A 24,799-nucleotide genomic window follows, 5' to 3' on the forward strand; every position below is an offset into this window, starting at 1 on the left:
CATGCAAATCAAACTCGCCAACCCCCGCGGCTTCTGCGCCGGCGTCGACCGCGCCATCGAGATCGTCAACCGCGCCCTGGAAGTGTTCGGCGCGCCGATCTACGTGCGCCACGAAGTGGTACACAACAAGTTCGTGGTCGAGGATCTGCGCGCCCGCGGCGCGGTGTTCGTCGAAGAGCTGGACCAGGTGCCGGACAACACCATCGTCATCTTCAGCGCTCACGGCGTCTCTCAGGCCGTGCGCAAAGAGGCCGACCGCCGTGGTCTCAAGGTGTTCGACGCTACCTGCCCGCTGGTGACCAAGGTGCACATGGAGGTGGCCCGCTACAGCCGCGACGGCCGCGAATGCATCCTCATCGGTCACGAAGGCCACCCGGAAGTGGAAGGCACCATGGGGCAGTACGACGCCAGCAATGGCGGCGCCATCTACCTAGTGGAGGACGAAGAGGATGTCGCAGCTCTGCAGGTGCGCGACCCGCAGAATCTGGCCTTCGTCACCCAGACCACCCTGTCGATGGACGACACCAGCAAGGTCATCGACGCCCTGCGCGCCAAATTCCCCGCCATCGGCGGGCCGCGCAAGGACGACATCTGCTACGCCACCCAGAACCGCCAAGATGCGGTGAAGCAGCTGGCGGCGGAGTGCGATGTGGTGTTGGTGGTAGGCAGCCCCAACAGCTCCAACTCCAACCGGCTACGCGAGTTGGCGGAGCGGATGGGAACGCCGGCCTATTTGATCGATGGAGCGGAGGATCTGCGGTCGGAGTGGTTCGCTGAAGGGCAGCGGATCGGCATAACGGCTGGCGCGTCTGCACCAGAGGTTCTGGTTCTGGGAGTGGTCGAACAGCTTCGCGCCTGGGGGGCAAGTGGAGCGGCAGAGTTGGATGGGAGGCCGGAAAACATCACGTTTTCTATGCCAAAAGAGCTTCGCATTAAAGCCATCTAATTACTCCAGCTCCCCCAATGGGAGCTGGAGCTCTGCCTCACACGGCTATCGCCAGCAGTCCTCAACACTCATGTCGTTACCGCTACGGCCCTTGACTCCCAGTGCGTTCAATATCAAATCTCCGCACTTCGTGTCGCTAAACTGCTCCATTGCGGTGAGAGTGTAACCCCCGTCACCGTCGATTCTGCTCAGCGACAGCTGGTACTTCCCTGTTTCTGAAAGTCTCCCATTCTTCAACCCTAGCTTGTCGATATCGGCCGTACTTGTGATGTAAGTATTGTTCTGGGCGAAGTAGCGTTCTTGGCGTGCAGAGGCGTCGTTGAGAAAGGCTTGCCCTTCGGAGCGGTGGCCTCGCTTAACGTATTCGCTGTAGCTTGGGAACGCTAAGGAGGCAAGAATCCCTAGAACTACCAAAACAATCATTAGCTCAATTAAGGTGAAGCCGCTGTGGCGTGAAAGACTCTTGTTCATTAGTAATCCTCGTTCTCCACACGTCGCCAGCTTTGGCGTCCGAGGCTAGATGGATCCGGGTAAATGTCAACGCATTCCTGACCTGTGCAGTACTGGAAGGAACTGTCGGGATTTTGCGAAGTGGTGCCGCCTCCCTCACCATCTTGGCGAATAGCTGAAATATCAGGGCCGTTAGTACTGGTTGGCGTGTAATCAAAAGAGTTTCGTGGAGTCCTGCCCCCTGTGAAAGGATTGATCGCATACGTCCAGTTCGAAGCGCCATCTCCGCAAGGGTCATCATTGGGCACCAGTGACTGGAAAAATATAGTCCGGCCGAGCTGCGACAGATTTTCTACAACCATCTCTCCGTCCTCTTGCACCAAATTAAGATACCAGCCGTTCTGTGTGGTCCAATCGATGGAGTTGTTACTGATGATCCGGCCCTGCCGGGTGGATCCATCTTCTGCGCTAACCGTAGTCTGTTGGCTGATGGACTGTTGCTGCAGGCTACTCCGATTGACAGCCGGATCGCCGGAGTTTTCCCCCAATGTTCTCTTGTCCCAGATGCCATAAACTGTCTGAGCTATGTTCTTGTTTCCTTCCTTGTCGGCAGTTTCAAAGAATTTACCTGTACCGAATACAACTAGGTAACCCGAACCGGTTGGGTGTAGAACTAAGCTAGGGGCTGAGGTTATAGGTTGTGGTGTGTTATTGAAGGTCGCGCTAAATAGAGGATCGCCTCCATAGGAAACTTCAAATTCATTGATCGCGGAAGTGCCGTCGTCTACACGGGTAAATGGATTATCGTCGCTGCGGCCGTTACGCAGCAGGTCGAAGCGCCAGATGTTTCCTTGTAGATCACCCGCATAGCCGTAGTCGGCAACTCCATCCGCATTGAAGTCACCGAGTTTTGGTGTCGAAAGCCCATTGGCGATACCCACGGTACCTTGAGTCTCGAGGCTCTTCAACAGAGTGCCCTGCACAGCGTCTACTAGGAAGAGCGCGGCTTTGCCATTGGTGCTGCCGGCACTGTCGTATCCATTTCCAAAGACAACGCCCCATTTACCATTATGAAGACGGGCGATAGTCGGCTGCGAGAAGCTGTAACCCATCTTTACAGCGGCGTCGGTTGGCAAATCCGAGTCGTCGAACTCCCAAAGCAGCTTCTCATTGCCGGGTGTGGTTACATCTAGTGCAAATATAGATTTTCCACCTGCCTTGAGTGTGCCTACCAAAATGGTGCGCCATGACGTGCCGTCAAACACATCTGCAACTACCGGGCTTCCTTCAACGTAAAATTCATGACTGTAATTGCTGCCCGTAAGTTTATTTAATTTGCTAAAGACAGCGCTCGGGATGAATGCAAACTCTTCCACACCTGTCAAGGCGTTGAAGCCGTGCAGCATGCCATCATTTCCACCCACATAAACGCGTGGGGTACGTTGGGCTGCCGTGTTAGCGAAAGCTGTGTAGGTATTGGTGTTTTCTAAGATATTGGCAGTGTTGACCAAATAGCGGGCACCGAGCACTACTGCCGGTGTGGATGAGTAAAAATCGCCCAGAACTCCTGTGCGTTGACGGAAAATATTTCCCTCATTACTGCGATCTCCGCGGAGATACTGCAAGCGTTGTTGCGCTCGACCATCTATTGCATTGCTATTAACCGGATCACGATTGAGCCAATAGGCGAGAGTGCCTACTGTGGCGGAAGATCCAGCGTTGGCCCATGAGAAATCAACCAAGCCGTTACTGTTATTTCCTGCGATCTTAATATTGCGTGTGCTCCAATTTGGAACGTTAGCCGACGCGCTCCAGATCTGAGAGGTTTCAAACGATTTGCTTTGAGCGTTCCATGCTTTCTCGAAGCGTTTTACGTCGCCAGACCAATTGTCATCACTAGCATACGAAGTTTGATAGGAAACAGTTTTAACGATGCCGTTATCGTTGATGTCGGTACTCACTTGGCCGGAGTTGATGGCAGGGCGCGCCGCGGTAGATTTTCGATCCGCAATACGTTTAAGGATATCGTCAAATGCCTGCACCATAGCATCTGGGCTATCTACGCTGAAGAACTCGCCGCGGGAGTTAATGGCCGAATGCCATAGGTCGTAGACGTTGTTGTCGCTGCCACTTGACGCTGCAGGCCAGCTAGCAGAACCCGAAACTAAATTAGCGTAGCCGTTACCGGTAAACGTGCTGCCGGCCCATGGTACATTGGAGTTATTCAATGATTCGGTCAAACCCAAACCCATGACGAAATTGGTCATGTGCTGCCAAGTTGCGGGGTCGTTACGAGGATCCCAAAAGTCATTGGTCGTGTCGCCACTTTTGAAAGGAGTGTATGCGGGGACTCGATTGGATAGGCTGGGGTTTAAGTCAGTAGCCCAGTAATGCATCGCAAGGTCTGCAAGCGTTTCTGCTTGTGAGTCATAGTATGGGCGCCGTTGGCTGTAGCTGCGACCATCTGGGAGTGTGATATTGGCTGCATCGTGGCGCAAATTGCTTGGCATGGAAGTAGTGGCGTTCCATTGTCCATCAGTCATCATAATATGGTAGCTAGCGCGGCAGGAGTATGTGTTTTGGGTGGTGTTGCCTACGCTATTTGGAGATTTCTGCCAAGGCGTGGAGGTACTGTAAAATTCACCCGCTCGTTTCATAGCAGCGGGAAGATAAGTGCTCTGGTCGAAATTTATATTTTGCAGCCAAGTATAAAGTTGGCCTTTGTGTGAGGGGGAATATTCTCTGAAAGCATTGTTTTCACAGTCGCTTGTGGGGCCACCATTAAGTGTGGTGCAGTTCCCGAGGCCTTGCCAGCTAAGGCGGACTGACGAGGATAAATCATAAAAAGCCAATGCGGCTGCAGAGATAGTGGCGAGTGCACGATTTCTGTAAAAGGAATACCAATTGGCAAAATTCTGCTGCTGGTCGCTTTTAACAAATACTAATCGGTAACAGTTATCGTTGGCTCTGTCGCAGTTACTTTGTAGGCTTGCATCAAAAAGATAGTAATACGCTGGAACCCCGCGCTGAGTCAGAGAGGCGGTATAGGTGTTTGTCGCGGTGCGACTACACCCTGCAGTTATAGTGGTTCCGGAAATGCTCGCGGTTGCTGTGCAGCTGTTAGATCCTGTCCGTGTAATAGAGAACGTAATTCCAGCGTTTGTAGTCGTGGATGTGCCATTATTGTTTCTTGTTATGCTTGCTGTGAAGTCTGACGATGGGTTTTCGCCTAGACGATTTGAAGTGCTGCTATAGCCATATGACGTCGCTTGGCCACTCAGTAGGTCATAGCTCCAAGTAAATCGGTAGTTGCTGCGAAGATCAATATTCCCATAAACACTCTTGTAGCCATTTAGGAGCGCTGCGTTGTAAGTGGTGGACAGCTGTTGTTCTGCGCCGGCTGCATTGAAAACGATGGGGGCATTATAGGTAATGTTAGGGTTGAAGTAGAGAGGGTTGAAGGCGCTTGATTTGGCGCGCCTTGTTGCGTGTGTGCCATTTATTGCGTCGGGTGCAAACGCCCAGCGCATGCTGCCGGAGTCGTCCAGGGTGAGAACCATGTTGGGAGGGACGCCAATGGTTAAGCTCAATGGGCTCTGTGAAACATCCGCGTAGCTTTGGGCGGCGCTAAATAAAATGAAACCCGCCAAAGTAAAGCTAAGGGTCTTAATGCTCGTATCGCGTTTTTTGTTCATGGCGGCGATCTCAGTTATTTAGGCCAAGGTAAATATTGGCGTGGGTTGACTGGAGGTACAGACCGGCGCCGGCAATATTTTCCTTGGGCGTGGCTTTGCCGTTATTGAGGTAGAAATAAGTGCCTTGACCTTCGAGTGTCATTCCATACTCTGCGTTGACTGCGGCGGTATTGCTTTCGCCAGCCAGGAGGCTGTTCCATCCGACGTCATAAGTGTCATTTGCTTGGGTGGCATTGGACGCTTCAGTGCCTCGGTAGGGCATCCAAATCAGGCCGCCTTGGGATGCCTCAGTGAGTGCGTTGCTAGTGACATCCCATGGTTTTTCGACGAAATTCTGACGTTCTCCAATGACAACGGCTAGTAAACAAGGCTTGTTAACGCCGTTGGTTTTGAGAGTGTTGCTGCTGCTACAATTTTCCGCATTGGCTGTTAACTTGTCAGCAATATTTCCGGGGCCATAGTAGCGGAACTCGGCCTCGCGGAGGCCGGCATCCGCAATGTTCACTAGTTTGGTGGTCTGTGCACGATTTGCTGTAATGCGGGTTTCAAGCGTCACATTGCGCATACTGCCTACTGCAAGCAATGTCAGCACTAGCAACATGACCAAGGCGACAAGTAGAACTGCGCCTTCTTGACGATGATTAGCGGGTGTCATGGCATAAGATTCCTGAGGGTTTGCGTGCTGCTGGCTACTTCGTAAATACGATGCTTATCCGCATTCATCAATCGGGATTTAGTTGTCTCGGAGGCGCTGGACAGCCAGTTGGTTAAAATCATGGACTCCTCGGCATCTCGCATGTTTTCCCCGCTGGCGAGAAGCAGACTATAGCGGATGCTATGAATCGTGCCTGAACTCACTGTCCAGTCCCTCTGTGCAATGCTGAAAGCCACTTCTTTGTCTAGCGCGTCTGCCGTTCCAACGCCAAATTCTAAGCGCAGATCGGCAATGCCTCTGACTAGCTCACTGTACTGAGGGGCTGTGGCATTCAAGCTTTTGCAAAGCAGGCGGCCCTCTTCAAGTTTGGTATCGTTTGGCTCGTACTTAAAGGCAAGAATGACCAGATCATCTGGGCTGACATTGGCAAATGCTTCATCATAATTTACGGTGCTAGCGTTACCTTGACAGTCCAGTTCTCCGCTGACTTGTGGCTGGTAGCGAATGCAGAAACCAGAACCGATATTCGGATCCAGGCCTGTAGCGCTATGGCCGGCCTTGAATTCCAGGCAGTCATCACCGGCTTCCCGTTTAGGAAAAGCTGTTTCTAGGAGCGATGATGGATTGCGTCGATAGCCTGCTTTTGCCAAGTATTGATTTAGCACTAAACCGGAAAATCGGCTATTTTCCAAATTTCCGATTTGGCTGCCTTGGAAAACTTGGTTGCTCTTATTGTCGATGTAAACTTGAGTTATACCCAATATTAGAAAACTGCTGATCGCAAGGCTAATCAGCAGCTCTATCATAGAAATGCCGTGTTGTTCTCGAATATTTGTCATGGTTGAACCCGCACGGTATAGGTGCATACGGTGGAGTTGGGTGTGTCGGCGTCTAAACAAGCACCTTCACGTACCCGCCAGGCCAGTTTAATCTCCATCATTGACCCTTGATTTGGCGTGCACTGGCCAGGTGCTGCGCTTCGGCAAATATACATGTCGCTGATCAGTAGTTCTGCGCCGCCTGGTAATTGGTCCTCAACACGTTTTGCCCAGCAGTCACGCAATTCAAGTGGGGTGCTTGGAATTTCTCCGGAGTTGCTGACGCATTCATCCTTGTTTTCGAACTCTTCATTTTTGTTCTTGAAGAATAGCGAATTATCTTTCATCCCACTGTTCATTGGTGATTTTGGAAGGGTGCTTGTAAATAGCTCTTTGGGATTGGCGCGAATTATTTCGATCAAATCGTTGCTCAGTTCAACTGCGGTGTTGCGCTGCACGGAGTCTTGTGTGTACTGAATGCTGCGTCCCTGTAATGCCACCATGCCTAGTATGCCTATCGTGGTAAGCAACAATGCCATAAGTATTTCGATTAGGCTGAAGCCATTTATCCGTCTCATGAAATTCCTCATGGGGTGCAGCTCGCTAGCGCAGTGCCGTCTCGGTCCTGGGTGCCTTGTTTGAAAAGCGTAATGGCGCCGCTCGGCTGAATATTTAAAAAGAGCCCTTTTTCCGTTTTTTCGTCTTGGCAGATGGTGAAGTTGCTCGCGGTGGCAGATCCATTACTTCTGAAGCGAATTTCTTCGGCGTTAGATCTTATCTGAGCCTGTTCGGGATTCTGCTCGAGCTGACGTATTATTTCGTCCGCCCGCTTCACCACCCAGTTTTGATCATCGTCTTGTGCGACGACGATGACATCGCTGTGGCTCACTGCCTCACCGCGTGCGTATAAAAGAAGAGACCTAAGCTCTTCCGCTTGAGTTTGAATACGATTGCGATCAATGAAATCCATGAAGTTCGGAACGGCAATGACCGCTACGATTGCCACTAGAGTCAGGACAATCATTAGCTCTATCAAGGTGAATCCGCGGGCTTGCGTTATACCTGGCATGACGAACTCCACTATCAATACACCTTGATGATCTCCGATGTGCGCTGCTGGGTCGCTTCTCTCGGGACAATCGGTGCAAGTGACAGGATGATCGGCGCTGGGATGGCGATGCCCCATTGGCTAATGGCGAGATGCTCAGATGCATCGGTAAGCAGCCGCCTGATTCTCTTTATCGCTGCCTCGTCGAGCGAGGCCTTGGCGACTGATGATCAGTTGCCAAGCTACCTTGTTGCCGTGACAAAGGTAGAATCGCCCGTTGCTGAGCGGTGTCTGACCATCGCGTCGGAATAGGATACGTTCACGATATCCATGCCAGTGGAGTGCCGAATCTTTTAGGGAGAGCTGTTCTACAGCCAGCACCTCCTCCGTTTTTGCAACCCTGAGGATCCAACCCTTATTCCATTCCCCGATACACCGGAGCCCATCTGTCGAGGCGCATATCTCCAGAGTCCGCTCCTGGAGCACCGCTTTGCTTCGAGCTGTTCGCAGATGGTGGAGCAAGCTTTCTTGAAGGGATTGCTGTTCGTTCTTGGTCACCCATTGACTGAAGCTGGGTAACGCATAGGTGTTCATCAGTGCTAGCAACGCTACGACGCTTAACAGCTCAGGCAGCGTCACCGCCCGCTGACGGAAATTGTCCATGATAGGTCCTTTTAGTTTTGGGTTGCCTTCCTGGCCGTTTCAGGTGTAGACCGCAGGGCGGTTTGTCGCAAGTGCGGAGGGAGGGGGATTGAAAGATATTGTTGTTGTTGGTGCAGGTGCCCTTGGTTTGCTGTCTGCCTTGTCGTTGGCGCAAGACGGTTGCTCGGTGCTTTTGCTGGAAGCCGCTCAGGTAGGCCGAGAAGCCTCTTGGGCTGGAGGGGGAATTATCTCGCCTCTGTATCCTTGGCGTTACGGGCTCGCTGTCACCGCATTGGCACACTGGTCTCAGGATTTCTATCCCCGCTTTGGGGAAGCGTTATTCGCGAAATCCGGTATCAACCCAGAGGTGTATGTCACGGGTTTGTACTGGTTGGATTTGGAAGATCAAGCCAAGGCATTGGCTTGGGCGGTGCGGCATCAGCAGGAGCTCTATCTCGTTGAGAAAGAGAAGGTATGTCGTCATGTTCCCGCTCTTGATACGAGTTTCAAGCAAGCGGTATGCATGTCAAACGTGGCCAACATACGCAATCCGCATTTCGTTAAGGCGCTTCGGGCGGTTTTGGATCGTATGCCAAACGTGGAGATCCGCGAGCAGTCGCCAGTCAGCGGCTTCTTGCGTAGCGGCGAGAAAGTATGTGGTGTGATTGGTGCCTGGGGAGTAGCAAAGGCGCGACGGACCGTTGTAGCCGCCGGTGCCTGGAGTGGCTCGCTGTTGAAGACTCTATGCCTTGAACTTCCCGTCGAGCCCGTCAAAGGCCAGATGATCCTCTACAAATGCGCCGAAGACTTCCTCCCTGCCATGGTGCTGGCCAAGGGGCGCTATGCGATTCCGCGTAAGGATGGCCATATCCTGGTGGGCAGTACGCTGGAACATGTCGGCTTCGACAAGACGCCAACCGAGGAGGCGCTGGCGAGTCTGAAGGCGTCTGCCGAGGAATTGCTGCCGGCGCTGGCGGAGGCTGAGGTCATCGGGCACTGGGCGGGGTTGAGGCCGGGCTCGCCGGATGGGATTCCGTTTATCGGTGAGGTGCCGCAATACCCAGGGCTGTGGCTCAACTGCGGGCATTACCGTAATGGCCTGGTGCTGGCGCCGGCGTCCTGTGAGCTGCTGAAGAACCTGATGCTGGGCGAGACGCCTATTGTCGATCCCACGCCCTACTCACCGGCCGGCCGGTTGGGCACTCTATAGCGCGCCCGCTTGCGGGCATCAATCGATGCCCAGCTTCTTCAGGCGATAACGCATCGAACGGAATGTCAGGCCCAGGCGCTGCGCCGCAGCGGTACGGTTCCAGCGGGTTTCTTCCAGGGCCTGCATGATCAGTTTGCGCTCGATCTCTTCCAGATAGTCTTCCAGATTGTCGATCTGCGCCAGGGAGGCCTCGCCGCCTTCGCTGGCGGGGGCGGCGTCCGCCAGGCGCAGGTCGGATGCCTGAATCTGGTCGTTCTCGCACAGGGTATAGGCGCGCTCGAGCATGTTCTCCAGCTCGCGCACGTTGCCTGGGAAGCGGTAGCACTTGAGCTTGTCCATGGCCTCGCCGGTGAGGTGCGCGGCGGCCAGTCCGGCGCCTTCGGTCAGACGCTTGAGCATGGTCTCGGCCAGCAGCGGGATGTCCTCGCGGCGCTCGCGCAGCGGCGGAACGCGCAGTTCGATCACGTTCAGGCGGTAGAACAGGTCCTGGCGGAAGCGCCCAGCGGCTACTTCGGCGGCGAGGTCCTTGTGCGTGGCGCAGAGGATGCGCACATCCACCACCACCTCCTGCTGGCCGCCGACCGCGCGCACCGCTTTTTCCTGGATGGCGCGCAGCAGCTTGACCTGCATGGCCAGCGGCAGATCGGCCACTTCGTCGAGGAACAGGGTGCCGCCATTGGCCGCCTGGAACAGGCCCTGCTTGTCCTCGATGGCGCCGGTGAAGCTGCCTTTTTTGTGGCCGAAGAACTCGCTCTCCATCAGCTCCGAGGGGATGGCACCGCAGTTGACCGGCACGAAGGGCTTGTCGGCGCGCGGACCCTGTTCGTGGATGAGGCGGGCCACCAGCTCCTTGCCGCTGCCCGACTCGCCGCTGATATAAACCGGCGCCTGGCTGCGGGCGAGCTTCTGGATCTGATTGCGCAGCGACTTCATCGGCGGTGATTCGCCGAGCAGGCGGGTGTCCACCGGGCCTTCTTCGCTCTCGCCGCTGCGCAGGCGCAGGGCGGTGGCGACCAGCTCGCGCAGGCGGCCGAGGTCCACCGGTTTGGTCAGGAAGTCGAAGGCGCCGGCCTTGAGCGCGTTGATCGCCGTGTCGAGGCTGCCGTAGGCGGTGATCATCGCCACCGGCACCTGGGCATGGCGCTGCTGGATGTGCTGGACCAGGTCCAGGCCCGTGCCGTCGGGCAGGCGCATGTCCGTCAGACACAGGTCGAACGGCTCGCGCGCCAGCCACTCACGGGCTTCCTTGACGTTGCGCGCGCTGCGCGTGTCGAGCTTCATGCGCCCCAGGGTGATCTCCAGGAGTTCGCGGATGTCGGGTTCGTCGTCGACGATCAGGGCTCTCTGCCGGGTGCTCATGGTCAGCTCAGTTTGCGTGGGTGGGCGAAGGTGATGCGGAAGCAGCTGCCGCCGCCTTCGCGGAGTTTGTAGTCGAGGCGTGCCTGGTTGCTTTCGCACAGCTCGCGGGAAATGTACAGGCCCAGGCCGGTGCCCTTGTTATCCGTGGTGTAGAACGGCTCGAAGATGTGCTGCATCTGCTCGGCCGGCACGCCGGGGCCATCGTCCAGTACCTCGAGGGTCGGCAGGTCGCTGTCGACATCGCGGTAGAGCTTGAGCCACACCTGGCCGAGTTGGTGGACCTGAGCGCTGTAGCGCAGGCCGTTCTGCACCAGATTGGTCAGCACCTGGGTCAGCTGATGCGGGTCCATGCGGGTCTGCAGGCCGCCGCCATGGGCTTCCAGGTGCAGGGTCTGGTCGAGACGGGCGGACTGGCGGAACTCGCTGGCGAAACGGTGCAGCCAGTACTTCAGGTCGAGCAGCTGCGGCTCGGCCTGGCGTCGCCGCGACAGCTGCAGCACGTTCTCGATCACCATGTTCATCCGCCGCGAATGGTCCTGGATGATCTGCGCCAGCCGGCGATCCGGCTCCTCCAGATCCTCCGACTCCTGCAGCAGCTGCGCCGCATGGCTGATGGCGCCCAGCGGGTTGCGGATCTCATGGGCGATGCCGGCGGTCAGGCGGCCCAGGGATGCCAGCTTGAGTTGCTGGGCCTGCTGGGTGATCTGCGAGATGTCGTCGAGGAACACCAGGGTGTGCTGCTCCTCGGCGCGCTGCAGATGAATGAAGCTCGGCTGCAGCAGCGCGCCGTCGGTCATTGCCTGCAGGCTCTGCGGGCGCAGGGTCGGGTTGTGCTGCCAATGCTCCAGGCGCTGGACCAGCATCGGGCAGTAGGGATCGAGCACCTTGTTTTCCAGCTTGTTGCGCCCGAGCATGCCCAGTGCGCTCTGGTTGGCCAGCAGGACCTTGTGCTGGTCGTCCAGCACCAGGATGCCGGTGCGCATGCGCTGCAGGATCAGCGAGTTGAGCTCCTCCAGGCTGGCCACGTCGACCGCGCGCTGTTCGGCCAGGCTCTCGCTCTGCTGCAGGCGACGGGTCAGGCCCTGGAGGAAGATCGCCGCGGCGAAGCACAGCGCGCCGAGGGCGCCGGCCTGGACGAACTGAGCGCTGGCGGCGGGGCGGTGCAGGCTCAGGTAGAACGTCAGCGTCAGCATGCCGATGGCGGCGACCGCGGCGATCAGCAGGCCGACGCGGCCATGCAGCAGGATGTTGGCGATCGCCACCGCGACGATCAGCAGGTTGCCGATGCCGCTGGGCGTACCCCCCGCCGAGTAGAACAGCGCGCACAGCAGCATCACATCGAGCAGCGCCAGGGCGAACACCTGGGCCAGGTGCCGGGGCCGCTGCAGCAGCACCGCCACCAGCACGTTGAGCACCAGGTACGCCCAGCTGCCGGAGCGGAACAGCTGCACGTGGGCCAGTTCCAGAAGTTCGCTGTCCAGCTTGCTGGAGATCAGCAGCACCAGCGCCAGGCCGACGGTGACCCGGTACAGGTTGTACAGGCGCAGGATGCGGCGACCGGGTACGCCTTCGAGGGTCAGCAGCTCGGCGCTCACCGTTCGCTCTGGTCCAGATGGGCCTGACTGCAGAACCACTGCGAGCCTTGGGGCAGGGCCTTGTCGCGGGGGACGTGGATGCCGCACTGGGCGCAGCGGACCATCGGCGCCGGCTCGCTGTCATGCGGCCTGGCCTTGGGCGCGGCGGGGCGGTTGAAGCGTCGCCATAGCCAGAAGGCGGCGGCGATCACGGCGATCCAGAACAGCAGGCGGAGCATGGAATTCTCTCTCGTTGGCAGTGGCCCAGTTTAGCCAAGGTACGAGGCGAGGCGCAGCAGGCGATGGCCATGGCTGTGCACTGCCGCGCGAACGCCGGGCATGAAAAAGGGAGGCTCGGCCTCCCTTCTTGGTGTGTGGCGCTGTATCAGTCGAACAGGCCGAAGGTCATGTAGCTGAACCAGGAGCGATCCTCGGAGTTACCCTCGGCCTCGCTCTCCAGGTCTTCCTCGACCTCTTCCTGATTCTCCGGCTGCAGCTCGTCCGGAATCTGTTCCTGCGCTTCTTCGTACTGACGGATCACGTCCTGGCTGGCACGGGTCTCGCCCGGCGGCAGCGGCGCGTCGGATTCGATCAGGCCCAGGGTGGCCTTGGCCAGCCAGGTGCGGTTGTCGGCTTCCTCTTCGAGCGGCACGAACTGACCGTCGACCAGGGTCGGGTGGTCCGGATAGTTGAGTTTCAGGGTTTCCAGGCTGGTGGCGGCCAGGTCGTTCAGCTCCAGGCGCTGGTAGGCCTCGACCATCAGGGCCAGGCCATCGCCGACCGAGGGCGTTTCCTGGAAGTTCTCGACCACGTAGCGGCCGCGGTTGGCGGCGGCGACGTAGGCCTGGCGGGTCAGGTAGTAGCGGCCGGCGTGAATCTCGTAGGCGGCCAGCAGGTTGCGCAGGTAGACCATGCGCGCCTTGGCGTCCGGCGCGTAGCGGCTGTTGGGGTAGCGGCTGGTGAGCTGGGCGAACTCGTTGTACGAGTCGCGGGCCGCGCCCGGGTCGCGCTTGGTCAGGTCCAGCGGGATGAAACGGGCGATCAGGCCGCGGTCCTGGTCGAAGGAGGCCAGGCCCTTGAGGTAGTAGGCGTAGTCGACGTTGGCGTGCTGCGGATGCAGGCGGATGAAGCGCTCGGCGGCGGACTTGGCGGCTTCCGGCTCGACGTTCTTGTAGTAGGCGTAGATCAGCTCGAGTTGGGCCTGTTCGGCGTAGCGGCCGAAGGGGTAGCGCGACTCCAGGGCCTTCAGCTTGGCGATGGCGTTGTTGTAGCTGCTGCTGCTGAGGTCTTCCTGGGCCTGCTGGTACAGCTCGGTCTCGCTCAGGTTCTCATCCACTTCCGGCTTGTTGGAGGAGCACGCGGTGATGAAGGCGAGGGTGGCGATCAGCAGCAGGTGTTTCACTTGCATGGTGGCTTGCGTCCCTGTGACGGCGGCTGTCTAGGCCTCTGCCGTCCTGTTATGATGGGCGCCCCGGAAATGCCGGGACAAAGACGCCGTATTTAACCACAGCGTGCCGCCGAAACCAAAAGCCGCACCGCCCTCCGCAGCAGCCCATGTCCGAAGACTCCGATCAGCTCATTCAACTCACCGCCGAAGTGCCGTCCGACCTCGGTGGCCAGCGCCTCGACCAGGTCGCCGCCCAGCTGTTCGACGAGTATTCGCGCTCGCGCCTGTCCGCCTGGATCAAGGATGGTCGCTTGACCGTCGATGGCGCCGTGATTCGCCCGCGCGACATCGTCCACAGTGGCGCCGTGCTCAGCCTGGAGGCCGAGCAGGAGGCCCAGGGCGAGTGGGTGGCGCAGGACATTCCGCTGAATATCGTCTACGAGGACGAGCACATCCTGGTGATCGACAAGCCCGCCGGGCTGGTCGTGCATCCGGCGGCCGGGCACGCCGACGGCACCCTGCTCAACGCCCTGCTGCACCATGTGCCGGACATCATCAACGTGCCGCGCGCGGGCATCGTCCATCGCCTGGACAAGGACACCACCGGCCTGATGGTGGTGGCCAAGACCCTGCAGGCGCAGACCAAGCTGGTCGACCAGCTGCAAAAGCGCACCGTCAGCCGCATCTACGAATGCATCTGCATCGGCGTGATCACCTCCGGCGCCACCATCGATGCACCGATTGGCCGCAGCTCGGCCAACCGCCAGCGCATGGCGGTGATCGACGGCGGCAAGCCGGCCGTGACCCACTATCGGGTGCTGGAGCGCTTCCGCTCGCACACCCATGTGCGGGTCAAGCTGGAGACCGGCCGCACCCACCAGATTCGCGTACACATGACCCATGCCGGCTATCCGCTGGTGGGTGATCCGCTGTACGCAGGGCGCTTCCGTATTCCGCCGGCGGCCAGCCCGACCCTGGTGCAGACCCTCAAGGAGTTCCCGCGCCAGGCCCTGCACGCGCGCTTTCTCGAGCTCGAGCACCCGGCTACCGGCCAGCGCATGAAGTGGGTCTCGCCGCTGCCCGAAGATCTGGTGTGGATGCTCTCGCTGCTGCGCCAGGACAATGAATCCTTCGTCTGACTGGCTGCAGCCGGACTGGCCGGCACCGGCCAATGTCCGCACCTGCGTCACCACCCGTGCCGGCGGAACTAGTCCGGCGCCATTCGATAGCCTGAATATCGGCGACCACGTCGAGGACGATCCGGTCGCTGTTGCCGCCAATCGCCAGCGTCTGATTGATCGCCTCGGCTGCCAACCGGCCTGGCTGAAGCAGGTGCACAGCCCCGACGTGGTCGAAGCCGATCCCGCCCAAGTGCCCATCGCCGACGCCAGCTGGAGTGCCACGCCGGGCGTCGCCTGCGCCGTGCTGACCGCCGACTGCCTGCCGGCGCTGTTCTGCGACCGCGCCGGCACCCGCGTGGCGGCGGCCCATGCCGGCTGGCGGGGGCTGGCCGGCGGCGTGCTGGAGCACACGGTCGCGACCCTCGGCGCCGCGCCGGACGAACTGCTGGTCTGGCTCGGCCCGGCCATCGGTCCCGACTCCTTCGAAGTGGGCCCCGAGGTGCGCGAGGCGTTCCTGGCCCGGCATGCGGAGGCCGAGTCCGCGTTCCGCCCCAGCCGGAACCCCGGCAAGTTCATGGCCGATATCTACTCCCTGGCGCGCGTCCGCCTGGCCGCCATCGGCGTCACCGCCGTGTATGGCGGCGGGCTGGACACCTTCACCGATCCGCGCTTCTTCTCCTACCGCCGCGCCGCCCGCACCGGGCGTTTCGCCTCGCTGATCTGGCTGGCGGACTGATCCGCATCAAATCGTCGGCGCTTGAATCGGAAAAAACTGTCCTTATCTAGAGAGCAACCTCATCTAGAGCGTCATTGCGGGCTTCACTATCGGGAGCAGTTCAGCGCTCCGGCCCGCTCATCGAAGGAAGGACATTCCATGCGAATCGACCGTTTGACCAGCAAGCTGCAGCTTGCCCTGTCCGATGCCCAATCCGCCGCCGTGGGCCTGGACCATTCCGCCATCGAGCCCCTGCACCTGTTGCAGGCGCTGCTGGAACAGCAGGGCGGCTCGATCAAGCCGCTGCTGATGCAGGTGGGCTTCGATATCAACAGTCTGCGCCAGGCCCTGACCAAGGAGCTGGACGCCCTGCCCAAGATCCAGAACCCCACCGGCGACGTGAATCTGTCACAGGATCTGGCGCGCCTGCTCAACCAGGCCGACCGCCTGGCCCAGCAGAAGGGTGACCAGTTCATCTCCAGCGAGCTGGTGCTGCTAGCGGCCATGGACGAGAACACCAAGCTCGGCAAGCTGCTGCTGGGGCAGGGCGTGTCGAAGAAGGCGCTGGAGAATGCCATCGCCAACCTGCGCGGCGGCCAGGCGGTCAACGACCCCAATGTCGAGGAGTCGCGCCAGGCGCTGGACAAGTACTGCGTCGACCTGACCAAGCGCGCCGAGGACGGCAAGCTGGACCCGGTGATCGGCCGCGACGACGAGATCCGTCGCACCATCCAGGTGTTGCAGCGCCGCACCAAGAACAACCCGGTGCTCATCGGCGAGCCCGGTGTGGGCAAGACCGCCATCGCCGAGGGCCTGGCCCAGCGCATCGTCAACGGCGAGGTGCCGGACGGGCTCAAGGACAAGCGTCTGCTGGCGCTGGACATGGGCTCGCTGATCGCCGGCGCCAAGTTCCGCGGCGAGTTCGAGGAGCGCCTGAAGGCGGTGCTCAACGAGCTGGGCAAGCAGGAAGGGCGCATCATCCTGTTCATCGACGAACTGCACACCATGGTCGGCGCCGGCAAGGCCGAGGGCGCGATGGACGCCGGCAACATGCTCAAGCCGGCCCTGGCCCGCGGCGAGCTCCACTGTGTCGGCGCCACCACCTTGGACGAGTACCGCCAGTACATCGAGAAGGACGCCGCGTTGGAGCGCCGCTTCCAGAAGGTGCTGGTGGACGAGCCCTCCGAGGAGGACACCATCGCCATCCTGCGCGGCCTCAAGGAGCGCTATGAGGTGCACCACGGGGTGACCATCACCGATGGCGCCATCATCGCGGCCGCCAAGCTCAGCCATCGCTACATCACCGACCGCCAGCTGCCGGACAAGGCCATCGACCTGATCGACGAGGCCGCCAGCCGCATCCGCATGGAGATCGACTCCAAGCCGGAGGCGCTGGATCGCCTGGATCGTCGCCTGATCCAGCTGAAGATCGAGCGTGAAGCGTTGAAGAAGGAAGACGACGAGGCGGCCAAGAAGCGCCTGGAGAAGTTGCAGGACGACATCGCCAAGCTGGAGCAGGAATACGCCGACCTGGAAGAGATCTGGAAGTCGGAAAAGGCCGAGGTGCAAGGCTCGGCGCAGATCCAGCAGAAGATCGAGCAGGCCAAGGCCGACCTCGAGGCCGCGCGGCGCAAGAGCGATCTGCAGCGCATGGCCGAGCTGCAGTACGGCATCATTCCCGACCTGGAGCGCAGCCTGCAGATGGTCGACCAGCACGGCAAGAGCGAGAACCAGCTGCTGCGCAACAAGGTCACCGACGAGGAGATCGCCGAGGTGGTGTCCAAGTGGACCGGCATCCCGGTGGCGAAGATGCTCGAGGGCGAGCGCGACAAGCTGCTGCGCATGGAGGACGAGCTGCACCGGCGCGTCATTGGCCAGCACGAGGCGGTGGTGGCCGTGGCCAATGCCGTGCGCCGTTCGCGTGCCGGCCTGGCCGACCCGAATCGCCCCAGCGGCTCGTTCCTCTTCCTCGGCCCGACCGGGGTGGGCAAGACCGAGCTGTGCAAGGCGCTGGCCGAGTTCCTCTTCGACACCGAGGACGCCATGGTGCGCATCGACATGTCGGAGTTCATGGAGAAGCACTCGGTGGCCCGCCTGATCGGTGCGCCGCCCGGCTATGTCGGTTACGAGGAGGGCGGTTACCTGACCGAGGCGGTGCGGCGCAAACCTTACTCGGTGATCCTCCTGGACGAGGTGGAGAAGGCTCACCCGGACGTGTTCAACGTGCTGCTGCAGGTGCTGGAGGACGGGCGCCTGACCGACAGCCAGGGCCGCACCGTGGACTTCCGCAATGCGGTGGTGGTGATGACCTCCAACCTCGGTTCGGCACAGATCCAGGAGCTGGTTGGTGATCGCGAGGCGCAGCGCGCGGCGGTGATGGATGCGGTGAGCAGCCACTTCCGTCCGGAATTCGTCAACCGCATCGACGAGGTCGTGGTGTTCGAGCCGCTGGCGCGCGAGCAGATCGCCGGCATCGCCGAAATCCAGCTGGCGCGCCTGCGCAAGCGCCTGGCCGAGCGCGACCTGAGCCTGGAGCTGTCGGCCGAGGCGATGGACAAGCTGGTATCGGTGGGCTTCGACCCGGTCTACGGCGCGCGGCCTTTGAAGCGGGCGATCCAGCGCTGGATCGAGAACCCGCTGGCGCAGCAGATCCTGGGCGGCACCTTCCTGCCCGGCATGGCCATTCAGGGACGGGTCGAGGGCGAGGACATCGTCTTCGCCTGAGCGGGACGAGCATGCGAAAAGCCCCGGGAGACCGGGGCTTTTGCTTTTAGACCTGTAGGTGGCGCAGCAGCAGGGCCAGCGGACCGACCTGATCGTCGGCCAGGTCGATGATCTGGAATCCGCACCAGCCGTTGTGGCCGGCCTCGCCGGGACGGCTCCACAGGCAGTCGGCGCCGGCGCGGATCTCATGGATGCCGTCCAGCGGCTGGTCCAGCACCAGGCGGCATTCCCAGACCGAGTCGGCCTCGGGCGGGTGCTCGCTGACCAGCATGAAGCCCTCCTCGGATAGGTCGACGATGCGGCCCAGGCGACGGCCGCTGTGCAGGTCCAGCACTTCGATGGCCAGCTGCGTGGTGTGGCGGCTGTGCTGACGACGGTCGTCCATTCAGGCTCCTTCGACTTCGGTGGCGCGCCCGGTGAAGCGCTGCAGGACCCGGTAGATGGCGCCCAGGGCGCGATCGACCAGGGGTGTACTGCGCTCCGGTGTGACAATGCGCGCCAGGCCCTGTTCCATTTCGCTGGCCAGCTGGCGGATGGGCTTGACCGCCACACGCTGCCCGCTGTGGTCGACGAACATGTAGTTGTGGGTGGTCGGGCTGAACCAGGACAGCTTGAGGGTGAGGGTGGCGCTGCCCTGGACGAACTCGAACCAGGTGCCGAACTCCAGCCGCTGCAACTCCCTGATCAGTGCCTGGACGCGCGGCGACTGAGGCGCGTCGCGCCTGATCGGCTCGGCCAGCACTGCGTCCTCGCCGAGCATGGCGCCGAGCGGGCTCTCCGGCAGCTGGGTCTTGATCTGCGCGGCCAGCTGCGGCTGCTGGCCTTGCACGGCGTGCTGACAGGCGACGATGTCCTGCAGCAGACGGCGGATGCCGTCTTCGTGGTAACCACCGAGCAGCTCCAGCCCCTTGCGCAGCTCGTCGAGCAGCATTACACGGATGGTCTGCAGACGGCTGCGGCCGTCGGCGTCCAGCGGCGAGCCGCTCCAGGCCAGCTGCTCTGCTACCTCGCCGGCGCGTTGCCACTCGGCGCTGCGTTCGCCGTGCCGGAGCAGGACGAAGACCAGCACATCGGCCCAGGTCAGTTCGAGGAAGTTGTGGATCACGCTGGGCAGCTGGCGGTCGCGCAGTACGTCGTGAATCACCTCCACCGCCTGCTGACGTGCGCCGAGCAGGCGGTCGCGGCCCTTGGCCGCCTCCACCGCGCGCTTCTCGCGCAGCTCGACCTTGTGGCGCAGAGTGGCGACGAACTCGTTGAACTCCTCCAGCAGGCTGTCGAACAGCGTGAGGTCGCCGGTGAAGCCCTGGATCACCCGCTCGACGACCCAATGCATCTTCGCCAGCAGACCGCGCTCCTCGCCCTCGCCGCCGTAGAGCACGCCGGCCTGGGCCATGGTGTTGAGCAGGCGCCGGGCGGGGTGGTGGTGCTGGGTGAACAGCGCCTTGTCCAGCAGCGCCACCTTGAGATACGGCGTGTGCAGATGGGAAAGGGCGGTCTTGCAGCTGTGCGGCAGGTTGTCGTCGTCGAGGATGAAGTCGAACAGCATGCCGACCAGGTCGATCACGTCGGCCTCCTGGTCGGCCAGCTTCTGCTCGCCGGGCAGGCTGCCGACGGACTCCAGCTGCTGCTGCAGGCTGACCTTGAGCTCCTCGACCAGCTGCGGACCCTGCAGGCGCTGGGCCAGCATGCTGGCGGACTCGCGCTGCAGGCGATTCAGCGCCTCGAGCAGCTCGCTGGCGCTGTAAGTGCGGCTGGCGATGCGCGGGGCGAAGCTGGCGATGCTGCGGGCGCCGCCGGGCAGCGGGGCTTCCGGGGCCTGCTGGCGTCGTTCGCCGAGCAGCGCGGCGAGGCCGCCCAGCAACTGGCCGGGGTCCTGCGGTGGCGGAGCGCCGAGGTCGGCGGGCGCCTGGGTGACGGAGGCGGTTTGCGGTGCAGTGGGGATGGTGTGAGGCGTCGAGCTGGCTGTGCCCGGCGCAGCTGTGGTCGCATTCCCGGCAGGTTTCGGCGCAGCCGTGGACGGCGTGCGCTGGGCGGTGAACTTGAGGTTGGGCAGGATACCGCCGTTGATCAGGCGCTGGTTGAGCATCTCGTACAGGGTGTCCAGGCCCTCCATCACGTGGCGGTCGAACAACATGTAGAGGATCACCTTGATCCGCAGCGGTATGGGGTGCGGCGACAGCGCCTCGCGGAAGGCGTCGGCCAGAGCCTGCGGGCCGAAGGGGTTGGTGTCTTCAACCAGTTTCTGGCCGTTGTTGAGCAGGGCCAGGCGCTGGTCCAGAGCGAACAGGGTGCGGCTGCTGCGCGCCTTGACCCGGCTGACCATGTTGGTCACCTGCAGGCTTTCCTCGTAGTCCTCGTTCTGTATCAGGGACAGGCTCTCGCTGTCCGTCTCGCTTTGTGCCGCGGGCTTGAGCCGGCCTTCGAGGAAGTCGGAGAAGTTTTGCGCGATGCGCTGGTGGTAGCTGCGCTCGATCTGCGGGCGCAACTTGCGCAGGTCGCGCATGGCGTCGAAGAACAGGCCCTGGACCTTGTTGTTCTCTGCCTTCTCCGCGCCTTCGAAGAGGGTGTCGTCGACCTGGCCGAAGAGGCCGGCGAGGTGCTCGGCGAGGTTGTTCATCACCAGCTTGCGGCAGTCCTGCACGAGCTCGCCGAAACGCGGCTGGATGGCGCGGCTGGCGACGCCGGGAAGCGGGATGGGCGGCGGGAAGTCCTGCGGGCTCATGGGGCGATCCTGTGCGGGATAGAGCCCGCGATACGATCCTGTTCAATCCAAGCAATATGCTAGCCGTTTATCGGCTCAGCGGTGCGGGCAAATAAGTTGCCGGCAGGGTTGACATGGGCTTTCGGCTACGTAAAATGGCGCGCCTCTGATGCGGGAATGGCGAAAGCCGGACGTAACAGAGATTGGAAGGCGTAGTTCCGCGATAGCTCAGTCGGTAGAGCAAATGACTGTTAATCATTGGGTCCCTGGTTCGAGTCCAGGTCGCGGAGCCAACTTCCAGGCGGGGTATAGCGCAGTCCGGTAGCGCGCTTGCTTTGGGAGCAAGATGTCGGGAGTTCGAATCCCCCTACCCCGACCATCTAGGGTCGTTAGCTCAGTCGGTAGAGCAGTTGGCTTTTAACCAATTGGTCGTAGGTTCGAATCCTACACGACCCACCATCATTCAAACGAAGAGCCCGCCTAACGCGGGCTTTTTGTTGTCTGCCATCCAGGGTGCCACCCTTTGGGTCATCGTCCGTAGGGGCGATATCAGAATCGCTCCAACCGATTTCTGTGCCTGTCGTAAGAGGGGCGGCGAACCGCCCCGGACTCCTCAGTGCAGTTTCAGGCGTGGCTCGGTACTGCGGCCGATGCGGTCGCCGAGCATCAGCAGCGCGGTGCGCAGCACGCCGTACAGCGCCATCTGGTGCATGCGGTACAGCGACACGTAGAACATCCGCGCCAGCCAGCCCTCCAGCTTCACGCTGCCCATCAGGTTGCCCATCAGATTGCCGACGGCCGAGAAGCGCGACAGCGAGATCAGCGAGCCGTAGTCGCGATAGCGGAATTCCGGCAGCGCCTGGCCTTCCATGTGCAGCTTCAGCGATCGCGCGAGTAGCGACGCCTGCTGATGCGCCGCCTGGGCCCGCGGCGACACGGTGCGCTCGCCATCGCCGAGCGGGCAGGCCGCGCAATCGCCGAAGGCGAAGATGCTGTCGTCCAGCGTCGTCTGCAGCGTCGGGCGCACCAGCAACTGGTTGATGCGATTGCTCTCCAGGCCGTCCAGCTCCTTGAGGAAGGCCGGTGCGCGGATGCCCGCGGCCCACACCTTGAGGCTGGCGGGAATCTCCATGCCTTGGGCGGTGTGCAGCGCTTGCGCCGTCACCTGACTCACGGCGGTACCGGTGAGCACGGTCACGCCGAGTTTCTTCAGGGTCTTGTGCACCGGGCCGCTGATGCGCTCCGGCAGCGCCGGCAGCACGCGCGGGCCGGCCTCGATCAGAGTGATGCGCATGTTCTGCGGCTGGATGCGGTCCAGGCCATAGGCGGCCAGTTCGCGGGCGGCGTGGTGCAACTCCGCGGCCAGCTCCACGCCAGTGGCGCCGGCGCCGACGATGGCCACGCTGATGCGACCCTCGTCGTTCCTGTGGGCGTGGGCGCGCAGGTAATGGCTGAGCATCTGCCGGTGGAAGCGCTCAGCCTGTTCGCGGGTGTCGAGGAAGATGCAGTGCTCGGCAGCGCCGGCGGTGCCGAAGTCGTTGGTGGTACTGCCAACGGCGATCACCAGGCTGTCATAGGCCAGCTCGCGCTCGGACAGCAGTTCGCCGCCGTGCTCGTCGAGGGTGGCCGCCAGGCGGATCGTCTTGCGCGCACGGTCGAGACCGCTCATGCGGCCGAGCTGGAACTCGAAGTGGTTCCACTTGGCCTGGGCCACGTAGTTCAGCTCGTCTTCGGACGAATTCAGCGAACCGGCGGCGACCTCGTGCAGCAGCGGTTTCCAGATATGGGTGAGGTTGGCGTCGACCAGCACGATGCTGGCCTGTTTGCGCTTGCCCAGGGTTCTACCCAGGCGGGTAGCAAGCTCCAGGCCGCCGGCGCCGCCGCCGACGATCACGATGCGATGGTTCATGGGGATATCTCACAAGGCTTGAGGAAATCGAGAGGCCCGGCTGGGCGAGCGCAAGGCAGCTCATAGCACCAGTCCGGCGAGCAGGCGGGAGAGGAGGCCGAGGCAGATCGTCAGGGCGACGATCACCAGCAGGAGGCGCCAGGGGCGGAACGGCTTGCGCTGTACCTGGTGCTGCGGAGCGCTGAGGTATTGCTCGACGCGTTGCTGGTCTTCCGGGCTGAGACGGCTGGGCATGGCGAACCTCTCGAAGAATTGGGGCCATTCTAGGCGCGCCGAACAGACGGGTACAGCGCGCCGTGGGTGGAAGTCCGATCAGAAGCTTGCGCCTGTGCCGGTTACGGCAGCCCAAGCGGAATGTCGGTCGACGGTGATGCCGGGTGTAGACTGCCCCGACCAGTTGAGGAGCCGCTGTCATGCAGATTCGCGCCATCGTCCCCGACGACCACGCCGCGCTGTTCGCGTTGTGGCGGCGCACGCCCGGTATTCAGCTGCGCGCCGAGGACGAGTTTGCGCCCTTCTGCCGCTATCTCGCGCGCAACCCGCAGCTCAGCCTGCTGGTCGAGGCAGAGCACGTGCCCATCGCCAGCCTGCTGGTGGGGCACGACGGCCGTCGCGGCTATCTGCAGCATCTGGTGGTCGATACGCCCTGGCGCGGCCGCGGTCTGGCCAGCGCGCTGCTGGACGAGGCGCTCGCCCGGCTGGCGGCGCTGGGCGTGTGCAAGTCTCATGTCTTCGTCCTGCGCGATGCCGCGGAGGCCATGGCGTTCTGGCAGGTTCAGGGCGACTGGGGCGAGCGCGAGGATATTGCGGTGTTTTCCATTCGGAGCGAGCCGGCATGATCGCCGCGGAGCTGTTGTTGCCCGCCACGCTGTGGCTGGGCTGGCTGGTTTACGGTGGTGTGCTGGCCTGGGCCGTTTGGCGTACGCCCTGGGTCGAGCTGTTCAGCGATCAGCGCCGCCAGCATCTGTTGTTCGGCACCGTGCTGGCGTTGTTCCTGCTGTGGCTGGTGCGCCGCGACTTCGCCTCGGGGCTGTCCTTCCATTTCATCGGCATGACCGCTGTGACCCTGTTGCTGGACTGGCCGCTGGCGCTGCTCGGCGGCTTCGCCGCGCAGCTCGCACTGGCGGCGCTGGGGCGCCTGGATTGGCTGGCGCTGGGTGTCAACGGCGCACTGCTGGTGGTGCTGCCGGTCGCCATCGCCGAGTTCTTCGCCGTGCAGGTGGAGCGCCGCCAGCCGCGCAACCTGTTCGTCTACATCTTCTGCTGCGGCTTCTTTCCCGCGGCGCTGACGGCGCTGGCCTGCCTGCTCGGCGGCCTGGCGCTGCTCTGGCACGACGGCCTGTACGTGATGCCGCCCTGGCTGGAGGACTTCGTCGGCTACCTGTGGCTGGTGATGTTTCCCGAGGCGTTCATCAACGGCATGCTGGTTACTGGCCTGGTGGTGTTCTACCCGGACTGGCTGGAGACGTTCAATCGCACGCGCTACCTCTCGGCGCCCTGGAAAGACAGCGACACGGATGGGCGCCCATAGCCCGCACTTATCCCGTGGCCGCAGCTGATCTGGGTCAAGGAATGCCGCTCGGCAACGCTCATGCTGGAGTAAATCCAGGAGGCACGAGCATGGGCATACATCGGTGGGCGCGGGGTGAACTCGAGGGTAGCCTGGAGCGGGCGCAGGAGCAGGGATTCGATCCACTCATGAGCCTGCGCGCGCTGCTCAGCGAGGCGGTCGAGCTGAACCGCCTGGAGCGCGAAGTGGCCGACCTGGCCCAGGAGCTGCAGTTTCTCGCCGACAACCTGGATCCGGAGCGCGACTACGCCTTCATGCGTCCCTGAGCAAGACGC

At 61.4% G+C, this 24,799-nt stretch carries 23 protein-coding genes and 3 tRNA genes; 11 read left to right on the forward strand and 15 right to left on the reverse strand.

The window, feature by feature from the left end; genetic code table 11:
• Position 1: 1 nt before the first annotated feature.
• Positions 2-946 (forward strand): 4-hydroxy-3-methylbut-2-enyl diphosphate reductase, encoded by a 945-nt coding sequence (gene ispH, locus NF616_RS07665; RefSeq protein ID WP_252272645.1) that lies wholly within the window; start codon positions 2-4, stop codon positions 944-946.
• 45 nt (positions 947-991) lie between these two features.
• Here ispH and NF616_RS07670 read toward each other — a convergent pair whose 3' ends face one another.
• The 7 genes from NF616_RS07670 to NF616_RS07700 form a co-directional block, all read right to left on the reverse strand.
• Complete coding sequence (locus NF616_RS07670) at positions 992-1,417, reverse strand: type IV pilin protein (RefSeq protein WP_252272646.1); 426 nt, start codon at positions 1,415-1,417, stop codon at positions 992-994.
• Positions 1,417-5,091, reverse strand: a complete 3,675-nt coding sequence (locus NF616_RS07675) for a pilus assembly protein (RefSeq protein ID WP_252272647.1) — start codon at positions 5,089-5,091, stop codon at positions 1,417-1,419. Before NF616_RS07675 ends, NF616_RS07670 begins: the two co-directional genes overlap by 1 nt.
• Positions 5,092-5,101: 10 nt before the next feature.
• Positions 5,102-5,746 (reverse strand): PilX N-terminal domain-containing pilus assembly protein, encoded by a 645-nt coding sequence (locus NF616_RS07680; protein WP_252272648.1) that lies wholly within the window; start codon positions 5,744-5,746, stop codon positions 5,102-5,104.
• Positions 5,743-6,585, reverse strand: a complete 843-nt coding sequence (locus NF616_RS07685; protein ID WP_252272649.1) for a PilW family protein — start codon at positions 6,583-6,585, stop codon at positions 5,743-5,745. The genes NF616_RS07680 and NF616_RS07685 overlap by 4 nt, the downstream gene beginning before the upstream one ends.
• A complete protein-coding gene (pilV, locus tag NF616_RS07690) occupies positions 6,582-7,142 on the reverse strand; it encodes a type IV pilus modification protein PilV (RefSeq protein ID WP_286674968.1) in 561 nt (186 codons plus the stop codon). Before pilV ends, NF616_RS07685 begins: the two co-directional genes overlap by 4 nt.
• A gap of 8 nt (positions 7,143-7,150) precedes the next feature.
• Positions 7,151-7,645: a GspH/FimT family pseudopilin gene (locus NF616_RS07695; RefSeq protein ID WP_252272651.1), complete on the reverse strand. Its 495-nt coding sequence runs from the start codon at positions 7,643-7,645 to the stop codon at positions 7,151-7,153.
• 123 nt (positions 7,646-7,768) lie between these two features.
• Entirely contained in the window at positions 7,769-8,275 is a 507-nt protein-coding gene (locus NF616_RS07700) for a GspH/FimT family pseudopilin (protein ID WP_252272652.1), read from the reverse strand.
• 88 nt (positions 8,276-8,363) lie between these two features.
• Between NF616_RS07700 and thiO the strand changes: the two genes are divergently transcribed.
• Positions 8,364-9,464 (forward strand): glycine oxidase ThiO, encoded by a 1,101-nt coding sequence (thiO, locus tag NF616_RS07705; RefSeq protein ID WP_252272653.1) that lies wholly within the window; start codon positions 8,364-8,366, stop codon positions 9,462-9,464.
• Positions 9,465-9,482: 18 nt separating this feature from the next.
• Here the strand turns inward: thiO and NF616_RS07710 are convergent, their stop codons facing one another.
• The 4 genes from NF616_RS07710 to NF616_RS07725 all read right to left on the reverse strand — a co-directional run bounded on the left by NF616_RS07710 (position 9,483) and on the right by NF616_RS07725 (position 13,805).
• Positions 9,483-10,823 (reverse strand): sigma-54-dependent transcriptional regulator, encoded by a 1,341-nt coding sequence (locus NF616_RS07710; protein WP_252272654.1) that lies wholly within the window; start codon positions 10,821-10,823, stop codon positions 9,483-9,485.
• 2 nt (positions 10,824-10,825) lie between these two features.
• The gene (locus tag NF616_RS07715; protein ID WP_252272655.1) at positions 10,826-12,418 is read right to left on the reverse strand and encodes a sensor histidine kinase; all 1,593 of its coding nucleotides are present in this window, start codon (positions 12,416-12,418) and stop codon (positions 10,826-10,828) included.
• On the reverse strand, positions 12,415-12,636 hold the full coding sequence (locus tag NF616_RS07720; RefSeq protein WP_252272656.1) for a PP0621 family protein: 222 nt from the start codon (positions 12,634-12,636) through the stop codon (positions 12,415-12,417). The genes NF616_RS07715 and NF616_RS07720 overlap by 4 nt, the downstream gene beginning before the upstream one ends.
• Positions 12,637-12,782: 146 nt before the next feature.
• The gene (locus NF616_RS07725) at positions 12,783-13,805 is read right to left on the reverse strand and encodes an outer membrane protein assembly factor BamD (RefSeq protein WP_252272657.1); all 1,023 of its coding nucleotides are present in this window, start codon (positions 13,803-13,805) and stop codon (positions 12,783-12,785) included.
• Between the two features lie 146 nt (positions 13,806-13,951).
• Between NF616_RS07725 and rluD the strand changes: the two genes are divergently transcribed.
• The 3 genes from rluD (at position 13,952) to clpB (ending at position 18,344) form a co-directional block, all read left to right on the forward strand.
• Positions 13,952-14,923, forward strand: coding sequence for a 23S rRNA pseudouridine(1911/1915/1917) synthase RluD (rluD, locus tag NF616_RS07730; protein WP_252272658.1), 972 nt, complete (start codon positions 13,952-13,954; stop codon positions 14,921-14,923).
• On the forward strand, positions 14,907-15,641 hold the full coding sequence (gene pgeF, locus NF616_RS07735) for a peptidoglycan editing factor PgeF (RefSeq protein WP_252272659.1): 735 nt from the start codon (positions 14,907-14,909) through the stop codon (positions 15,639-15,641). Before rluD ends, pgeF begins: the two co-directional genes overlap by 17 nt.
• 138 nt (positions 15,642-15,779) lie before the next feature.
• The gene (gene clpB, locus NF616_RS07740; protein ID WP_252272660.1) at positions 15,780-18,344 is read left to right on the forward strand and encodes an ATP-dependent chaperone ClpB; all 2,565 of its coding nucleotides are present in this window, start codon (positions 15,780-15,782) and stop codon (positions 18,342-18,344) included.
• Between the two features lie 46 nt (positions 18,345-18,390).
• Here the strand turns inward: clpB and NF616_RS07745 are convergent, their stop codons facing one another.
• Both NF616_RS07745 and NF616_RS07750 read right to left on the reverse strand, forming a co-directional pair.
• Positions 18,391-18,729, reverse strand: coding sequence for a PilZ domain-containing protein (locus NF616_RS07745; protein ID WP_252272661.1), 339 nt, complete (start codon positions 18,727-18,729; stop codon positions 18,391-18,393).
• On the reverse strand, positions 18,730-21,066 hold the full coding sequence (locus NF616_RS07750; RefSeq protein ID WP_252272662.1) for a DUF1631 domain-containing protein: 2,337 nt from the start codon (positions 21,064-21,066) through the stop codon (positions 18,730-18,732).
• A 196-nt stretch (positions 21,067-21,262) separates the two neighbouring features.
• Between NF616_RS07750 and NF616_RS07755 the strand changes: the two genes are divergently transcribed.
• The 3 genes from NF616_RS07755 to NF616_RS07765 all read left to right on the forward strand — a co-directional run bounded on the left by NF616_RS07755 (position 21,263) and on the right by NF616_RS07765 (position 21,504).
• Positions 21,263-21,338: transfer RNA gene (locus NF616_RS07755), tRNA-Asn, on the forward strand.
• A 9-nt stretch (positions 21,339-21,347) separates the two neighbouring features.
• A tRNA-Pro gene (locus tag NF616_RS07760) sits at positions 21,348-21,424 on the forward strand.
• Between the two features lie 4 nt (positions 21,425-21,428).
• Positions 21,429-21,504 (forward strand) — tRNA-Lys (locus NF616_RS07765).
• 154 nt (positions 21,505-21,658) lie between these two features.
• On the opposite strand, the gene NF616_RS07770 is transcribed toward NF616_RS07765, so the two are convergent.
• Together NF616_RS07770 and NF616_RS07775 are read right to left on the reverse strand one after the other, a co-directional pair.
• On the reverse strand, positions 21,659-22,954 hold the full coding sequence (locus NF616_RS07770; RefSeq protein WP_252272663.1) for an NAD(P)/FAD-dependent oxidoreductase: 1,296 nt from the start codon (positions 22,952-22,954) through the stop codon (positions 21,659-21,661).
• Positions 22,955-23,014: 60 nt separating this feature from the next.
• Positions 23,015-23,188 carry a DUF3094 domain-containing protein gene (locus NF616_RS07775; protein WP_252272664.1) on the reverse strand — a complete coding sequence of 58 codons (174 nt, stop codon included), beginning with the start codon at positions 23,186-23,188 and terminating at the stop codon, positions 23,015-23,017.
• 179 nt (positions 23,189-23,367) lie between these two features.
• On the opposite strand from NF616_RS07775, the gene NF616_RS07780 reads away from it, so the two are divergent.
• From NF616_RS07780 to NF616_RS07790, 3 genes are all read left to right on the forward strand, one after another.
• Entirely contained in the window at positions 23,368-23,793 is a 426-nt protein-coding gene (locus tag NF616_RS07780; RefSeq protein ID WP_252272665.1) for a GNAT family N-acetyltransferase, read from the forward strand.
• Positions 23,790-24,485: an energy-coupling factor ABC transporter permease gene (locus NF616_RS07785; protein WP_252272666.1), complete on the forward strand. Its 696-nt coding sequence runs from the start codon at positions 23,790-23,792 to the stop codon at positions 24,483-24,485. Before NF616_RS07780 ends, NF616_RS07785 begins: the two co-directional genes overlap by 4 nt.
• Positions 24,486-24,574: 89 nt before the next feature.
• Entirely contained in the window at positions 24,575-24,790 is a 216-nt protein-coding gene (locus NF616_RS07790; RefSeq protein WP_252272667.1) for a hypothetical protein, read from the forward strand.
• The last annotated feature ends 9 nt before the right edge of the window (positions 24,791-24,799 follow it).

The organism is Pseudomonas subflava, assembly GCF_023823685.1.
In the GTDB taxonomy this organism is placed as follows: Bacteria; Pseudomonadota; Gammaproteobacteria; order Pseudomonadales; family Pseudomonadaceae; genus Aquipseudomonas; species Aquipseudomonas subflava.

Bases quoted from the DNA above. Each gene is read 5' to 3' on its own strand.
- ispH (WP_252272645.1), top strand. From the start codon at position 2: ATGCAAATCAAACTCGCCAACCCCCGCGGCTTCTGCGCCGGCGTCGAC.
- NF616_RS07670 (WP_252272646.1), bottom strand. From the start codon at position 1,417: ATGAACAAGAGTCTTTCACGCCACAGCGGCTTCACCTTAATTGAGCTA.
- NF616_RS07675 (WP_252272647.1), bottom strand. From the start codon at position 5,091: ATGAACAAAAAACGCGATACGAGCATTAAGACCCTTAGCTTTACTTTG.
- NF616_RS07680 (WP_252272648.1), bottom strand. From the start codon at position 5,746: ATGACACCCGCTAATCATCGTCAAGAAGGCGCAGTTCTACTTGTCGCC.
- NF616_RS07685 (WP_252272649.1), bottom strand. From the start codon at position 6,585: ATGACAAATATTCGAGAACAACACGGCATTTCTATGATAGAGCTGCTG.
- pilV (WP_286674968.1), bottom strand. From the start codon at position 7,142: ATGAGACGGATAAATGGCTTCAGCCTAATCGAAATACTTATGGCATTG.
- NF616_RS07700 (WP_252272652.1), bottom strand. From the start codon at position 8,275: ATGGACAATTTCCGTCAGCGGGCGGTGACGCTGCCTGAGCTGTTAAGC.
- NF616_RS07710 (WP_252272654.1), bottom strand. From the start codon at position 10,823: ATGAGCACCCGGCAGAGAGCCCTGATCGTCGACGACGAACCCGACATC.
- NF616_RS07720 (WP_252272656.1), bottom strand. From the start codon at position 12,636: ATGCTCCGCCTGCTGTTCTGGATCGCCGTGATCGCCGCCGCCTTCTGG.
- NF616_RS07725 (WP_252272657.1), bottom strand. From the start codon at position 13,805: ATGCAAGTGAAACACCTGCTGCTGATCGCCACCCTCGCCTTCATCACC.
- rluD (WP_252272658.1), top strand. From the start codon at position 13,952: ATGTCCGAAGACTCCGATCAGCTCATTCAACTCACCGCCGAAGTGCCG.
- pgeF (WP_252272659.1), top strand. From the start codon at position 14,907: ATGAATCCTTCGTCTGACTGGCTGCAGCCGGACTGGCCGGCACCGGCC.
- clpB (WP_252272660.1), top strand. From the start codon at position 15,780: ATGCGAATCGACCGTTTGACCAGCAAGCTGCAGCTTGCCCTGTCCGAT.
- NF616_RS07745 (WP_252272661.1), bottom strand. From the start codon at position 18,729: ATGGACGACCGTCGTCAGCACAGCCGCCACACCACGCAGCTGGCCATC.
- NF616_RS07750 (WP_252272662.1), bottom strand. From the start codon at position 21,066: ATGAGCCCGCAGGACTTCCCGCCGCCCATCCCGCTTCCCGGCGTCGCC.
- NF616_RS07770 (WP_252272663.1), bottom strand. From the start codon at position 22,954: ATGAACCATCGCATCGTGATCGTCGGCGGCGGCGCCGGCGGCCTGGAG.
- NF616_RS07775 (WP_252272664.1), bottom strand. From the start codon at position 23,188: ATGCCCAGCCGTCTCAGCCCGGAAGACCAGCAACGCGTCGAGCAATAC.
- NF616_RS07780 (WP_252272665.1), top strand. From the start codon at position 23,368: ATGCAGATTCGCGCCATCGTCCCCGACGACCACGCCGCGCTGTTCGCG.
- NF616_RS07785 (WP_252272666.1), top strand. From the start codon at position 23,790: ATGATCGCCGCGGAGCTGTTGTTGCCCGCCACGCTGTGGCTGGGCTGG.
- NF616_RS07790 (WP_252272667.1), top strand. From the start codon at position 24,575: ATGGGCATACATCGGTGGGCGCGGGGTGAACTCGAGGGTAGCCTGGAG.